Origin of the sequence: Corynebacterium curieae (genome assembly GCF_027570035.1) — a bacterium.
Lineage (GTDB): Bacteria > Actinomycetota > Actinomycetes > Mycobacteriales > Mycobacteriaceae > Corynebacterium > Corynebacterium curieae.
This window is the reverse complement of the sequence record NZ_JAKMUU010000001.1, coordinates 710,459-724,251: the sequence shown is the minus strand read 5'-3', so window position 1 is coordinate 724,251 and position 13,793 is coordinate 710,459. Positions and strand designations below refer to the sequence as shown.

The window sequence follows — 13,793 nt, the reverse complement described above, 5'->3', positions numbered from 1 at the left end:
GTGGAGTTTAGACGTTTTTCCAAGCTGTTTGCTTCCGAGCGTGCGATGAAGTCGCTTCGAAACTCAATCATTCTCGCATTCGCGCTCTGCATCACGGTGAACGTGGTCGGCATCTTTATCGTTCTCGTCACCCGCTACTTTGACATCAAGGGCTCCCGGATTCTATTTCTCGGATTCGCTACGCCGCTGCTTTACGGCGGTGTCGTTATGGTTGCGGCTTACAACCTGATTTACGGTTCGAACGGCTACCTGACTAACGCGGCGGCGAGGATCTTTCCCGAGATGGACACCAACTGGTTTAAAGGTGCACTCGCGGTCATTTTGGTCATGACCTTCTCTGGGACGGGAAGTCACCTGCTGTTTCTTTCTGACTCGATTTCGAAGATTGACTACCAGACCATTGAAGCGTCGAAACAGATGGGCGCCTCGACATGGCAAACATTCAGAGCGGTTGTTCTACCAGTCCTTCGACCCATGGTGTTCGCCATCACGATTCTTACATTCCTTGGAGGCCTTGGAGCTCTCACCGCCCCTTTGATCCTTGGCGGAGAGAACTTCCAGACGATATCGCCGATGATTCTGACCTTCTCTCGGACTGTCAGTTCTCGCGACCTTGCTGCGACGCTAGCTATGTTCCTGGGCATCATGACGATCATCATGCTGGCGATACTTAACCGTGCCGAAAAGGGCGGAACTTACTTTTCTGTGTCTAAAGTTCCGGTTGCGCTTCAGAAACAGAAGATTGACAACCCAGTGGTGAATGCCATTGTCCACTTCCTCGCGTGGCTCCTCTGGCTGATCTATGTCACACCGCCCGTACTAATCGTCATTTTCTCGTTCACTAATGCTTCGGCGATTAGCAGCGGTCAGATTCGCTTTGCAGATTTCACGCTGAGCAACTACGCACGCATCTTCACGGATCCCGCCGCCATCAAACCGTTCGCTATCTCGATCGCGTACTCCGCGGTTGCTTCAGTGGTGGTTGTTTTTGCGATGCTTTTTGTCGCACGCTTGATCCAGCGACACCGCAATACTGTGACAATCTGGCTCGAGTACCTCTTGCACATCCCTTGGTTGCTGCCGGGAACGATGATCGCATTGGGTCTCCTGCTTACCTTCAGCACACCGCAGCCACTGGTGTTCGGGCAGGTTCTTTCTGGCACGGTGATTCTGTTGGCAATCGGTTACGTAATCGAGAAAATTCCATTTACGCTCAGGATGCTGAAGGCCTCTTACACAGGTGTCCCCGACAATCTCGAGGAAGCTGGGTCACTGCTTGGAGCTAGCGAGTTCAATATTTTCAGGAAGATCCTTTTGCCAATCGTATTGCCTGTCGCTGCGGCAATCACTGCTCGAAACTTCAATGCGTTGTTGGACAACTACGACACCGCAATCTTCCTTGCGCACCCGTTCTACCAGCCGTTAGGCATTTTCATCTACAACGCAACTGAGTCGGACACCTTGAATGATACGACTGCGCTCACGTTTGTTTACACGGTGCTCCTGATGATCATTTCTAGCTTGGTGCTTTACTCGGTTTACGGTCGCAGCAGCAAGCCGTCTCACGCCCGTCGCCGATTCGGATTGGGATGGCTGAGGAACATCTTCCGCCGTAGGGCGCTCCCGACTAAAATGAACGAGGTTATGAATTAATGGCATTCGATGTAATTGGTGATCCCGCCTATCAAGACATAAACCACCGCTTCTTGTCTGCAATCAGAGCTAAGAAACCACTGGTGGCTGTTCACCGAGGGCAGAACTCGGGCAGTATCGTTGAGAACACAGCCAAGGCAGTTCGGGCTGCGGTAGTCTCCGGGGCCGACATTGTGGAGATTGATGTTATCGAATCGACCGACGGTGATTTCTTCACGTTTCACAACGGCTACGAAGGTCACTACTTTGGGTTGGACCAAGACATCTTAACCCTGTCAACAGGGGAGCTGGAGCGCCTGCAATATGAAACTTTTGTTTCAGCCGAGGCTGAGAAGTGCGGGGTCGAAAAACTCGCGACCATTCTCGAGTCATCCTCCGATACGATAATCAACATCGACCGGTCGTGGAATTACTGGCAGAGACTGTTGCCGTTCCTCGATAGTTTTCAATGCGCAGACCGGGTGCTGCTAAAAGCGCCAGTATCGATCCAGTGGTTAGAGGAGCTTGCCTCCCACCCGGTGAAGTATCCATTCATGCCGATTGTAAAAACGATCGAAGAAGTGGATCTCGTCCTTTCGCTTGGCGGGATCAACACTATGGCAATCGAGATTGTCGCGGAGAATGATGGCTCGGAGTTGGCATCTCCCGATCTTGCAAAGAATCTGCATGACGCGAAGCTTTTGGTGCAGCTCAATGCACTGAACCTTCCGAACCGTGTTCCGCTATTTCTCGGTTGGGACGACGAAGTTTCGGTTCTGGATGAACCTGAAAAGGGTTGGGGTCTCCTTGTAGATCACGGCGCCGACATCATCCAGACCGATTGGCCGATGCTGCTCAACCGCTTCCTCTCATCGCGCAAATAGGGGGGGGCTGAGCGGCATCGGTTGACGGCGGCAATTAGAATTGGCGCTTACCATTTCTCCGTCAACTGTCTCGAGGCCGGTCAATGCACAACACACGCAACTACACAACGCGCGTCACGATGGATGATGTGGCGCGCGTTGCGGGTGTTTCCCGCGCAACCGTGTCTCGAGTAATGACCAGGAATTCCTCGGTTAGCAAAGAAACGATCGCCCGAGTAAACGATGCAATCTCTTCGTTAGGCTATGTGCCTAATGCTGCAGCTCAAACCTTAGCGGGACGCAAGAATGAGATTCCGACGGTGGGATTACTGCTTCGAAATCCCGCGAGCACCTACTACGGCTTCTTCTACTCGCAGCTTCAGCGCCAATCAGAAGAAGCTGGTTTCCAGCTCGTTGCTTCGGTGCCCACAATCAGAGGCCGCACCGCCGACGAGCTTTCGGCGCTCGACCGGATGCTAAAACTCGGTGTCAACGGCATATTTCTTGCGACCGGCTCCATCCGCCCGTCAGACGTGGAACTTTTCCTTGATACTGTCCCGATGATTTCGATCGGGCGTCCGGAACTCCACGATGAGATTACAGCGATTTCTTACGACGAGGACGCGCATGGCGAGATAGTGGCGAACAATGTTATCTATCATGGTCATCAGACTGTTTGTGTCGTGAATGTTCCCGCTGAGGTGTCTTCATCCGAGTCGCACAGGTCGCTAGCGATGATCCGAACCCTTCGAGAAGCAGGGGCGGACGTTGCAGTCGTTGATGCTGGGGAAGACAGCAAACGGATGGCGACCATAAAACGGGTTCTGGAACTCGTCAGTTCCGGGCGCGCTACTTGCGTAATGTTTCCCGCAGACGACCGAGCTTTGCAGTTCATTGATTATTGCACTATGGCTGGCTTGAAAATTCCTGAAGCTGTCAGCGTTACTGGCGTGGATGGAGTGTTTCCGAGGTGGCAGGATCTCGGTCTAGCCACTATTCGGCTGCCTGTTGAAGGGGTAGTGGCACGGGCCTCTCAGGTAATGGTTTCAAGATTGGAAAACCCGCGGCAGCCCGTGGTTCATGAAACGCTAGTGGGCCATTTTGTGCCAGGGCGCACGCTGGCCACGGCTCATCAATTCTCAGGCGGCGGGCGCTAATCGGGAACGTGAACTGTTCCCCATTTGTTGGATGGAGAAATCAAGTGTCATCTAGTAGAGAGCGGTGAGTGCAGGGGTATTTTTTATGTCCTCACACCGGGTAGCGACCCGGTGCGGGATAAGTGGTGGCAAGTCAGTCACTAACAAGGAGGACCGAGCATGTTCACCCAACGAGAAGCACCCGATACAGTTCTAGAGCGCGAGCCTGGCGCGCTTGTCATGTGCGAGCACTGCTACACCGTCGACGGTATCGACAAAGGGCGATTTATTAAAGTATCTGAATGGGAAGGTGTTCCGACCGCTAAAGACGTGCATGAGTGGAATGGATATCCCATGACAGATAGGTGTAGTGGCGCGATAATATTCCGTTCCTATGGTGTGCCAGAAGGCTATTCAATTGAGCCGGTAAACGTTGAAGCATGGACTGCTGCATATGAGCAGATCGGCTACACACTATGGCCCGCCTTTTGTCGTTGGGCAGAAGATGGTGTTGTTGTTGAAGATATGGACAATGTACCTGATGTTGCCACTTTTGAAGAACAGTTCTGTGGATGGTGGCCGAGCTTTTATGAGTACGCGCTAAATCTCGCCGAAGACACTGGATTGATGGAAGATACCGACCCCGGCTCCCCGTTACGAATCTATTTTGATTGGGACTCTTGGGTAAGCGACCTATCCTACGACTATACCGTTACCACCACTGACGCCCGCGAGGGTGGAGTATTCATCTACCGAAACTTCTAACCATTAAGACCCCGTTGCTGCTTATGCAGTAGCGGGGTTTATTTTTTTACCATACAGCGACTAGATACTGACCAAGCGAGGTCAGTCCCTCAAAGCCACCTACGGGTGGTTTATTTTTTGACCCACCACGAGGTGACAAGAGTGCCACCGGGGTGGGACACCTACGTGATGATAGCCCCTTTAAACGGGGCAATTTTAAAATTGGTTGCAGCGAAAATCGCTCCAACCCGGCCAATTTTCATCGTGTGCCACGATAGTGCGCCAATTTGAAAAATTGGATACTTTAAAAATCCCCTGACCATGGGTTTTAAACCTGCGGTTTAATTTTAAAATACCCGAAGACGTGTTTAAATGGGTACTTTTGAAATGTACTTTATCACCCATTTATCCACGTCATCGTACATTTTTACCGCGCCAAGGACCGTCGTAGCCGGTCTAAGGGCGCAAGGAGCAAAAAGGGCATAAGAGAGAGTGGCTCATTTGGGGCAAACCCCCTGCATTCGGTCGGCATAGCCGACGCCTCTCTTATACCCACATTTAAAAAAGACCCCGCCCGAGGGGCGAGGCCTTCGATAGCCTAGTCGGCTTAAAATCTATGCAGCAACATCCAGTTGCTGCTCTTCAAGGATTGCATCAACATAAGGAGTATAAGTTAAAATACTATTTAAGTGTTTTAGCATTCTAATGACGAAATCAATATTGCGTTTATTATTATTGCTGCGACATGTCGGGCAGAAATAAACCGCCTTAGCCGTATCCTTAAGTCGCAATTCATGCCCTTCCGGGCACGTACCAGGGTTGACGGTATGCAACGATGTGCCGGACTCAAACACCCGGCCCTCATTGATTGCAGCGTGGCGGCGCTCATTCTGATATCGACGGCTCTGCTACGTGGTAGCACGGCGGAAATTGCTCAGGCGACAGTAGAATGGATGACCGCTGATATGGTCACACCTTGTGACTTGGGTAACAATCCATGGGAGTCTCTGCTACTAGTCGGTGGACATAGTAGCTATGGCCTTCAAGATTAATGCATGGATAAAGGGGCGTTGTGCCTTTGTAGTCATAGCGCAAGATACACCTACTCCTGACGCTACGGTTACGGACTAGAGTACTGATACGATATTGGCCATAAAGCTCTGGATATCCTTCCAGTCTTCGAACGTGAATTCCTGCAGCCTGAAGACAAGTTCGGTATAAGTATCCTGCCATGCCGCCTTCGTATTCTTCTTGCGCTTAAATGTCTTCGGTGTTGTGGTAACTACTCTGCAGAGGGTGTTGTGGTAACTACTCTGCAGAGTAGGCTAATCCCAGTGTTTTGGTGGTCGACTTCTAAATGAATATTTATGATTTAGAAAAGGGCGACGGTGGTGGAATCGCCCCTCGGTGGTTAGTGGCTACTTCTTGGGCTCTAGCTTGTGGCCGTAGAACTTGTGCAGTCGGTTACCCAGCTCGGCGATAATATTGTCCAGTTCAAGGGTGACCGCTCTTACGTCGGCACCACCACTCTGACCGTACGCGTTTAGTGTTATCGGATTAGATGTCCGTACCGCCTCGCTAAGCTGGTGTCCCACCTCGCGAACAACCGACGAGTAGGTCTTGCCGGCTGAGTGGTCTGTGCAATCCCATGTTTTGATAGTGACGGTAGCTGCGTGGTCGTAGGTGGATAACTCACCGGTTTCAGCATCTAGTTTGTTGCCCCAGTTCAAGTCTCGGGTGATGATGATAGATACCCTGTTATCTTCTACGGGGGCTATGACCACGTTTATGTTCGTCGTAGAGGGATGGAGGTACTCGATGCCGGTGGCTACGACAATTCCCAAATTTTCTACGCGGTGGGCAACATAACGGGCAGTCATTTTGCACCCCACAATGTGCGGGAAAATGTCCGGCGTGGTTTTGGCGAGGTCTTTTATGAGCTCGTTGTATTCTGGGTTACTAGATTCGGTCTCTACCTTGACACCATCAACTTCACAGTAGGTAACTTTCGCCTCTTTGGTCTTTTGGTTAAGGGTGAACATGATGTATGAATATCCTTTCGGTTAGTAGTTCTCACTTAGGGTAGTAGTCGCATCTCCTATGGCGAGTGCTTTATCTATCAGCTCGTCTAGGTCCTGCAACTCTAGATTTTGTGTTACGCGCCACATGATGAAGTCCATTCCGTCGCGCTCTTGCTCGTGCTTGTCACGATGGTCAAGTATCTTTTCCGCGTAGACAGCATGAATACGCGTCAGTATCTCCTGAGACATATCCTCGGCTGATTTATCGCAAAAGCCCTCTTCGTCTACTAGTTGAAGGGCGGCGGCGTTAACAAGAATCGACGTTGGGCGAAGAAGAGGAGGAGACCGGGTGTGGTCAACCGCTGCGGTCTTTGAAGACTTGGTCTTTGTCGAAGACTTAGACTTCTTCACGTCTTCAAGTTCCGCTAGGGTGTCGAGGACCTTGTACGTATCAACACCATTGGTGACATAGATAGAAGACAGAATCTCGTTATCCATTACGGACCTCCTTGGCATTGAGGGCCTCGGTGACACTGTCAAGTTGCTTAGCGCTAAAGCGCGGGGCGCGGCGTACAACTTCGTCTACATAAGCGCGTACATCATCATTAGCCTTCGCTAATGTTCTGCGCTCCCTCTCTTTCAATTGAGTGGTCATAAAAAATCCTTTAAGAATTACGTCCGGTACTGGACTCAAAAACAAAATGCATAATATAAATACAGGTCCGAGTTTATGCACTCGATTACGGGTACTTTATCTCTTTGCTGCACTTTCAATATAACCAGACTATGAGGGAGCGCGCAAGGGCTTATAGAGGCTGCGTGCGCTATGTTTTTATATGACATTTAGGTACCCTGTTACATTCTGGGTAATGACCTGAAACCATAAGATTTAGCCTAAAACCGTCGTAAATAGCATTTGTGCCGGTGACGCGATGTTTATGCAGGATAGGAATGCTATGCATTATTTAACAGTGTTGGACCCTGTTATAATCCATGATGTTCCCTAATGCACTTTCTTGGGTTGTCGCGGCGGATACATCTCTTTCAACCGCGTGCACGCGAGTCGCTCCACGTCTTGGTCCGTAGCGCACAATTCCGACCGCAGTGCCCACGCATCCCGCTTGGATTTCGTGCGCGAGACGTACTTTTCGATGATCTTCAACGTCGCCAAGCAGTGTGTGGTTGCCCGGCACGAGCGCTGTCGGCGGGTGAAGGGGGTGGGGCCAAAGTAGACGTCGGCAAGCGCAAGCAGGCTACGGGCTTCCTGCCGGGGCAGGCCAAGCCGGCGCAGATCTACTTCGCGCGCGCCCGAGACCTCGCCGAGAAGTTTCATCGGCGAGGCGAGTTGGCGGGCGTAGTCTTGCAATCGGGTCATGCCGGCGAGCCTAAAACAACTCGCAAGGCCGCAGTAGCGCACCCGCACCAGCCTGTGGATAACTCGCCCCACCCATCACACCAGCCCCGAGCCCAGCCGGCGGCCTGTGGATAACCTGCTGTACCCTCGAATGCGAAAGCGAGAAAAGGAGCCCCCATGACTGACCCGACCAAGAGGATTCGCCCCACCAACCCCGGACGCCTGGCCGCTCCACGCCATGCCCAGCAGCTGCCGCCGCTGCCGGTTACGCGTGCACGCATTGGTGAACGGGTGGCCACCGAGGTTTTCCAAGAAATGGGTGACGGGATGCTTGAGGAGCTGCAGAACTTCCGCCGCGACCTGCACCGCAACCCGGAAATCGGCCTCGACCTGCCGCGCACGCAAAAGAAGGTCCTGGAGGCGTTGGAGGGCCTGCCGCTGGAAATCCACGTGGGCCAGGACTTGAGCTCGGTGGTGGCCGTGCTGCGCGGCGGCCAGCGCGGCGAGCGGCCGGTGTCGGTGCTTTTGCGTGCGGACATGGACGCCCTCGAGGTGCGCGAGCAGACCGGCAGCCCGTTTGCGTCGACGAATGGGTATATGCACGCCTGCGGCCATGACCTGCACACCGCTGGCCTGGTGGGTGCGGCGCGGATTCTGTGCGAGCACCGCGAGGAGCTGCACGGCGATGTCACCTTCATGTTCCAGCCTGGCGAGGAAGGCCCGGGCGGCGCGCTGCCGATGATTGAGGAAGGTGTGCTCGACGCCGCTGGCCGACGCCCCATTGCCGCCTACGGCCTCCACGTCGGCCCGCAGGATCGCGGCACCTTCCACTATGTGCCGGGTCCGATGATGGCCAGCTCTTCCAACCTGACCATTACGGTGTTGGGCAAAGGCGGGCACGGCTCTCGCCCGCACGATGCCATCGACCCGGTGGCGGCGCTGGCGGAGATCCAGATGTCCCTGCAGACCGCGCTGACCCGCCGCTTCGATGCGCTCGAGCCCATCGTTATTACCGTGACCAATCTGTGGGCGGGCGACGGAGCCTATAACGCCATCCCGGAGCGCGCGGCATTGGGCGCAACGGTGCGCGTGCTGCGCGACGAGAAGATCGACGCCGTGCGGCAGATGATTACGGAGGTCTCCAGCTCCGTCGCTGCTTCGCACCGCTGCACCGCGCAGGTGGAATTCGAGATTTTGTACCCCACCACCAAGACCAATCCGCGCGAGAATCAATTCGCCGCCACTTTGTGGGGCCAGATGTTCGGCGCGGAGAACGTCCAGCCCTTCGACGCCCCCATGATGGCCTCCGAGGATTTCGGCTACGTCCTCTCGCAGGTGCCGGGCACGTTTATGTGGATGGGTACGGCTAATCCGGAAAAACCCGAAAATCAGCGCGAGTGGAACCACTCGCCGATGATGCGTTTTGATGACTCCGTGCTGGGAATGCAGTCCGCGGCGCTGGCTGCCGTGGCGTTTGAGCGCCTGGCCACCGAAAATGAGCATCCGTCCGCGCAGACGAAGGCCATGCGCGATGCGGCCGGGGTGCAAAAATAATTCATCCTTAGGGACTATGGCCGCCGGCTTAAGCTTGAGGCCATGGTCAGAACGAAGTGGAGTACGGCGGGCATCGTGGCCGCCTGCGCGGTGGCGAATTGGCTCATCGGCATGGTGCTGATGAACCTCGACATTGAGGAGTATTCGCCGTCGTTTGCGGAGTATGGGCCCTATATCTGCACCGGGTTTGCGGTGGGCGTGCTGGGTATTATCGCCCTGCCCTTTGCGCTGGAGCACCAGCCGCGCGAGCTTTCCGACGTCGACTATGCCGGCTCCACCCGCAGCTTCATCGCTGGGTGCATCGTATTGCTGGGGTCAAGCTCTTATTTTGGCGTGGTGAGCGGAGTCGTGGCCTTCATTTCTATGGTTTCCCGCCGCTCGACCTCGCGCTCGGCGGCCGCGGTGGCCTGCTTTGTCGTGGCGTTTGCAATAGAAACTAGCTTTAACCCGTACTTAAGCTGGGACGAGATCGGGTGGGTTGGTGCCGTCTTCGTCGTGGTTGTGATGGTCGCGGGCTTGCTTGCAGGCCAAAAGCGCGGCAATCAGCGCGAAAAGCGGTGGCGCGTGGAGCAGCAAGCCCGGATGAACCGGGAAGAGATGCGCGCCAAGGTGGAGCATGCAAGGCGAGAGGAGCGCGAGAGCATCGCACGGGATATGCACGATTCGCTCTCGCATCGGTTGAGCCTTGTGGCCATTCATGCGGGTGCGCTGAGCTATCCGCGCGAGGACGTGCCGGAGGAGTTTACCGAAGCAGCGCGCACCATCCGCGCTGAGGCCCAGAATGCGGTAGAGGATTTGCGCACTGTCTTAAGCGCTTTGCGCGAAGACCTTTCCCAGGACCCGCGCACTGGTCTAGAGGAGATGGTCGCGAGCGCGCGGGAGGCCGGCACGGAGGTGACGGTGACCTACGCGGACAGTGCCGGCCCGGACGTTTTTGCCGAGTTGTCCACGATGGCGCAGCACGCCGTGCACCGCGCAGTACAAGAGGGCCTGACGAATGCACGCAAGCACGCGCCCGGCCAGCCGGTAAGCATCACGGTGCGCGAGACGGCCGGCGCGGTGGACATCGAGATGCGAAACCCAGTGTCGCGCGGGAAGGCAGGAACCGACACGGGCAATGGCGCGGACACCACAGGCGGTTACGGACTGGTGGGCCTGCGCGAGCGTGTGGAGCTTTCCGGCGGATGCATGAGCATCGCGGCTAACCAGGCAAGCCCAGAAGGAAAGGAAGGCGAGGAATTCGGATGGAGTATCCAGCTACCGCTAGCGCACAAGGAGGCCGCGCAATGAGCGAGATGAGCTGGCAACTGCGCCATCCAGAATACGGGCTCATGCGCATCGATCTAGAAGAAACCACGGCCCGTGAGGGATGGACGGGGAAGTACTTAGACTTTAAGCGCAGTCTTTTTACCTCCACTGTTGACGGAACTTCGCGCAAGCTCAGCTATACCGATACCGATGATGCGGCCTATAGCCTGGAATTCCTGCGCGGGCACAGCGACGATAACGCGCCCGAAGACGCAGACCGCATCGAGCTGGTGGAGCGTCGCGGTTATGTCGTGCCGGAGTTTCGCGGGCAAGGCGCGAGGGTGATGTTTGCGGCGGTGGGGAAGCCGGACGTCGATAAGCGGCTGCACCGGGTAAGCCTGTGGACGTTGCTCCTGCAGACTGCGCTGACATTCATTGCCGCCACGCTAGTCATCGACTTTTTCCCCAAAATCTTCGAAAAGCTAAACGATATTCTCGTGCCCTCGTTCCTCAACGGCGTAGTGGCCGGCCACGTGGGAATCGTGCCGATAGCGCTCGCGGCAGTGGTGGCGGTTACAGTGGCGTATACGCCCGTCGCCTCGCAACTGTGGCGCGCGCGGTGGAATCAACCAGTGGGAAAGGGAGCATGATGGCCGATGCCCTGCGCGTAGTGCTCGTTGATGACGAAGCTCTAGTCCGCAGCGGCTTGCGCCTGCTGCTATCCAACGCGCCCGATATTGAGGTCGTGGCCGAGGCGAGCAATGGGCGAGACGCGGTGGCTACCGTGCTCGACGCGCAGCCCGATGTGGTGCTGATGGATATTCGCATGCCGGTCATGGATGGCATCGCGGCCGTGGAGAAGATTCTGTCCGTCCACGCAGTGCCGATCATCATGCTCACGGCTTTTGATACCGATTCCTTCATCCTGCGGGCTCTGCGTGCCGGGGCGGCTGGGTTCCTGTTGAAGTCGACGCCGCCGGAATCGCTCATGGCGGCCGTGCGTGCGGCCGCGGCGGGGCAGCCGCTGTTGAGCCGGCAGGTCGTCGACAAGCTGGTAGGCATGCAGGGGCCCGCGCTTGACGACGCCCATTCGCACCACACCCGCACCGCCCGCAAGCGCCTAGGCGCGCTTAGCTCTCGCGAGCGCGAAATCGCCGAGCTGGTGGCGCAGGGCTTGAATAACCAGGAGATTGCCGACCGGCTCGTGGTGTCCATGGCCACGGTAAAGTCCCATATGCAGCACATTTTGAAAAAGATCGGCGGCACGAGCCGCGTGCATATCGCGATCATGGTTTTGGAAGCGCGCAGCTAGGGCCGAAGTATCCTCCCTGCGGGGGATACCGCGCGGGAGGCGCGCCAGCTTAAACTGGTGCGCGTTATGAAGTTATTCCGAAAATCCGACGCGATGCTCCAGCGCCCGCTGTGGCAAAAGCTTGTCATCGCCGCGGTGGCAGTGATAGGCGATTTTGTCGTCTTTACCGTCCGGTTCAGCGAGACCGATGGCTCCTCCGGACGGCTGTTTATTCTTTTCGCGGTGATGATCGGCACGTGGATCTTATTGCCCTTTGCTCTCCGGCATGCTGCGCGGGAGCGTGACCCGCGCAGCGCACAGCCCGGCCCGCGCAGCGCGTTGGTAGCCGCAACCATTATTTCGGCGACGGTTTCGATTGCCGAGGGTCGGCCTTCGGTGATGATGGCGGCGTTTTCTGCGGCCTCGCGCCGCAGCCGGTTGTGGATGGCGACGGTATGTGCGGCCATGGTGGCCTCGGAGTTGGTCACTCTCGATTTATCTCGAAGCGAAGGGCTTAGTGCTCCCGGGAAGCTGGGATTCTTCTTCGGCATCTTCGGCCCAGCAGTAGTGGTTTTAGTCGTCGGGTTGGTTCGCTCGAACCAGAAGGAGCGCACGATTGCGCTGCAAGCGCAGGCGGAGCTCACGCATGAGGAAATGGCCACGCGGGAGAACTTTGCGCGGCAGGAGGAGCGCGGCCGGATTGCGCGGGACATGCACGATACGCTCTCGCATCGGCTGAGCATGATCGCGGTATACGCGGGCGGGCTAGCCTACCGCGAGGATTTGGATCCGGAGGAGACGCGAAAATCCGCGCGCACGATTCGCGATGAAGCCGAAGCCGCTGTGGGTGATCTGCGCGAGGCGCTGCACTCGCTGCGCAGCGAGGGGCGGATTGATCCGCGCGAGGGCGTGGAATCGCTGGTGGAGCGCTCCCGCCGGGCGGGCATGGACGTGGAGGTGCGCTACCAGGAGGGCGCGGGGCCGCAGTCGCTGGCGGAGCTTAGCACCATGGCCGGCCACGCGCTCAATCGCGCGGTCCAAGAGGGCTTGACCAACGCCCGCAAGCACGCGCCGGGCGAGCCGGTGACCATCACCATCGCCGCGCTTGCCGACGCCCTGTCTATCACCATGTCCAACCCCACCTCCCAGGCTGGGGAAAAGGCGAGCGTGCACAGCGGCGGGTACGGGATCGTCGGCATGCGCGAGCGCGCTAGTGTGGTGGGCGGATCGCTGCAGGTAAAGGACGAGGAAGAAAGCTTCTCGTGGACACTGCGCCTGCCCAGGAAGGAAGTACAGTGAGTGAGATTCGTGTGGTGCTCGTCGATGATGAGCCGCTGCTGCGCCACGGCCTGCGCATGATTTTGGAAGGCGCGCCGGGCATTAGCGTCATCGGCGAGGCCGGCAACGGCAAGGAGGGCGTGGAGCTTGTCTTGGCCGAGGAGCCGGACGTGGTGTTGATGGATATTCGCATGCCGGTCATGGACGGCATCGAGGCGGCGGCGCAACTGCACTCGCTGGCCGGCGCGCGTGATATCCCGGTGGTGATGCTCACCGCCTTTGATACCGACGAATTCATCCTGCACGCCCTGCGCGCTGGGGCGGTGGGCTTTTTATTGAAGACGACGGCGCCGGAGGCGCTGGTGGCGTCGGTAAGAGCGGCGGCCCAAGGTCAACAGCAGCTTAGCCCGAAGGTGCTAGAAAACCTGGTGGGGCTGGCGGCCACGCCGCCGCAGCCGGAGCAGGAGATGATTCAGCCCAGCGGGCTAGCCGAGCTGAGCGAGCGCGAAAATGAAATCGCCCAGCTGGTGGCTCAGGGTTTGAGCAACGCCGAGATTGCCGAGCAGCTATTCATCTCGCTGACCACGGTCAAGACGCACATGAAGCACATCCTGGCCAAAATCGATGGCACCAACCGGGTGCACATCGCAATTGCGGTGCTCGGCGGTTAGG

General features: G+C 56.7%; 15 protein-coding genes. 10 read left to right on the top strand and 5 right to left on the bottom strand.

Going from position 1 to position 13,793, the window contains the following annotated elements; genetic code table 11:
* The 4 genes from L8V01_RS03380 to L8V01_RS03365 all read left to right on the top strand — a co-directional run bounded on the left by L8V01_RS03380 (window position 1) and on the right by L8V01_RS03365 (window position 4,396).
* On the top strand, window positions 1-1,653 hold the full coding sequence (locus L8V01_RS03380) for an ABC transporter permease (protein WP_269945732.1): 1,653 nt from the start codon (window positions 1-3) through the stop codon (window positions 1,651-1,653).
* A complete protein-coding gene (locus L8V01_RS03375) occupies window positions 1,653-2,516 on the top strand; it encodes a glycerophosphodiester phosphodiesterase family protein (protein ID WP_269945731.1) in 864 nt (287 codons plus the stop codon). Before L8V01_RS03380 ends, L8V01_RS03375 begins: the two co-directional genes overlap by 1 nt.
* Window positions 2,517-2,599: 83 nt before the next feature.
* Window positions 2,600-3,652: a LacI family DNA-binding transcriptional regulator gene (locus L8V01_RS03370; RefSeq protein ID WP_269945730.1), complete on the top strand. Its 1,053-nt coding sequence runs from the start codon at window positions 2,600-2,602 to the stop codon at window positions 3,650-3,652.
* A 159-nt stretch (window positions 3,653-3,811) separates the two neighbouring features.
* Complete coding sequence (locus tag L8V01_RS03365) at window positions 3,812-4,396, top strand: antirestriction protein ArdA (protein ID WP_269945729.1); 585 nt, start codon at window positions 3,812-3,814, stop codon at window positions 4,394-4,396.
* 593 nt (window positions 4,397-4,989) lie between these two features.
* Here L8V01_RS03365 and L8V01_RS03360 read toward each other — a convergent pair.
* The 5 genes from L8V01_RS03360 to L8V01_RS03340 all read right to left on the bottom strand — a co-directional run bounded on the left by L8V01_RS03360 (window position 4,990) and on the right by L8V01_RS03340 (window position 7,771).
* Complete coding sequence (locus tag L8V01_RS03360) at window positions 4,990-5,229, bottom strand: hypothetical protein (protein WP_269945728.1); 240 nt, start codon at window positions 5,227-5,229, stop codon at window positions 4,990-4,992.
* Window positions 5,230-5,793: 564 nt separating this feature from the next.
* On the bottom strand, window positions 5,794-6,417 hold the full coding sequence (locus L8V01_RS03355; RefSeq protein WP_269945727.1) for a hypothetical protein: 624 nt from the start codon (window positions 6,415-6,417) through the stop codon (window positions 5,794-5,796).
* Window positions 6,418-6,438: 21 nt separating this feature from the next.
* Window positions 6,439-6,894 (bottom strand): hypothetical protein, encoded by a 456-nt coding sequence (locus L8V01_RS03350; protein ID WP_269945726.1) that lies wholly within the window; start codon window positions 6,892-6,894, stop codon window positions 6,439-6,441.
* On the bottom strand, window positions 6,887-7,051 hold the full coding sequence (locus L8V01_RS03345; protein ID WP_269945725.1) for a hypothetical protein: 165 nt from the start codon (window positions 7,049-7,051) through the stop codon (window positions 6,887-6,889). The genes L8V01_RS03350 and L8V01_RS03345 overlap by 8 nt, the downstream gene beginning before the upstream one ends.
* Window positions 7,052-7,399: 348 nt before the next feature.
* Window positions 7,400-7,771 (bottom strand): hypothetical protein, encoded by a 372-nt coding sequence (locus L8V01_RS03340; RefSeq protein ID WP_269945724.1) that lies wholly within the window; start codon window positions 7,769-7,771, stop codon window positions 7,400-7,402.
* A 156-nt stretch (window positions 7,772-7,927) separates the two neighbouring features.
* Here L8V01_RS03340 and L8V01_RS03335 point away from each other — a divergent pair, with 156 nt between their 5' ends.
* From L8V01_RS03335 to L8V01_RS03310, 6 genes are all read left to right on the top strand, one after another.
* Window positions 7,928-9,304: a M20 metallopeptidase family protein gene (locus L8V01_RS03335; protein ID WP_269945723.1), complete on the top strand. Its 1,377-nt coding sequence runs from the start codon at window positions 7,928-7,930 to the stop codon at window positions 9,302-9,304.
* Between the two features lie 42 nt (window positions 9,305-9,346).
* Complete coding sequence (locus L8V01_RS03330; protein WP_269945722.1) at window positions 9,347-10,594, top strand: sensor histidine kinase; 1,248 nt, start codon at window positions 9,347-9,349, stop codon at window positions 10,592-10,594.
* On the top strand, window positions 10,591-11,202 hold the full coding sequence (locus tag L8V01_RS03325) for a hypothetical protein (RefSeq protein ID WP_269945721.1): 612 nt from the start codon (window positions 10,591-10,593) through the stop codon (window positions 11,200-11,202). The genes L8V01_RS03330 and L8V01_RS03325 overlap by 4 nt, the downstream gene beginning before the upstream one ends.
* Window positions 11,199-11,864 carry a response regulator gene (locus L8V01_RS03320; RefSeq protein ID WP_269945720.1) on the top strand — a complete coding sequence of 222 codons (666 nt, stop codon included), beginning with the start codon at window positions 11,199-11,201 and terminating at the stop codon, window positions 11,862-11,864. Before L8V01_RS03325 ends, L8V01_RS03320 begins: the two co-directional genes overlap by 4 nt.
* Before the next feature lie 66 nt (window positions 11,865-11,930).
* Window positions 11,931-13,142 carry a sensor histidine kinase gene (locus L8V01_RS03315; protein WP_269945719.1) on the top strand — a complete coding sequence of 404 codons (1,212 nt, stop codon included), beginning with the start codon at window positions 11,931-11,933 and terminating at the stop codon, window positions 13,140-13,142.
* Complete coding sequence (locus L8V01_RS03310) at window positions 13,139-13,792, top strand: response regulator (protein ID WP_269945718.1); 654 nt, start codon at window positions 13,139-13,141, stop codon at window positions 13,790-13,792. Before L8V01_RS03315 ends, L8V01_RS03310 begins: the two co-directional genes overlap by 4 nt.
* Window position 13,793 lies beyond the last annotated feature (1 nt).

Excerpts from the sequence above, each read along its gene's own strand:
- L8V01_RS03375 (WP_269945731.1), top strand. The coding sequence starts at position 1,653 with ATGGCATTCGATGTAATTGGTGATCCCGCCTATCAAGACATAAACCAC.
- L8V01_RS03370 (WP_269945730.1), top strand. The coding sequence starts at position 2,600 with ATGCACAACACACGCAACTACACAACGCGCGTCACGATGGATGATGTG.
- L8V01_RS03365 (WP_269945729.1), top strand. The coding sequence starts at position 3,812 with ATGTTCACCCAACGAGAAGCACCCGATACAGTTCTAGAGCGCGAGCCT.
- L8V01_RS03355 (WP_269945727.1), bottom strand. The coding sequence starts at position 6,417 with ATGTTCACCCTTAACCAAAAGACCAAAGAGGCGAAAGTTACCTACTGT.
- L8V01_RS03350 (WP_269945726.1), bottom strand. The coding sequence starts at position 6,894 with ATGGATAACGAGATTCTGTCTTCTATCTATGTCACCAATGGTGTTGAT.
- L8V01_RS03345 (WP_269945725.1), bottom strand. The coding sequence starts at position 7,051 with ATGACCACTCAATTGAAAGAGAGGGAGCGCAGAACATTAGCGAAGGCT.
- L8V01_RS03340 (WP_269945724.1), bottom strand. The coding sequence starts at position 7,771 with ATGACCCGATTGCAAGACTACGCCCGCCAACTCGCCTCGCCGATGAAA.
- L8V01_RS03335 (WP_269945723.1), top strand. The coding sequence starts at position 7,928 with ATGACTGACCCGACCAAGAGGATTCGCCCCACCAACCCCGGACGCCTG.
- L8V01_RS03330 (WP_269945722.1), top strand. The coding sequence starts at position 9,347 with ATGGTCAGAACGAAGTGGAGTACGGCGGGCATCGTGGCCGCCTGCGCG.
- L8V01_RS03325 (WP_269945721.1), top strand. The coding sequence starts at position 10,591 with ATGAGCGAGATGAGCTGGCAACTGCGCCATCCAGAATACGGGCTCATG.
- L8V01_RS03320 (WP_269945720.1), top strand. The coding sequence starts at position 11,199 with ATGATGGCCGATGCCCTGCGCGTAGTGCTCGTTGATGACGAAGCTCTA.
- L8V01_RS03315 (WP_269945719.1), top strand. The coding sequence starts at position 11,931 with ATGAAGTTATTCCGAAAATCCGACGCGATGCTCCAGCGCCCGCTGTGG.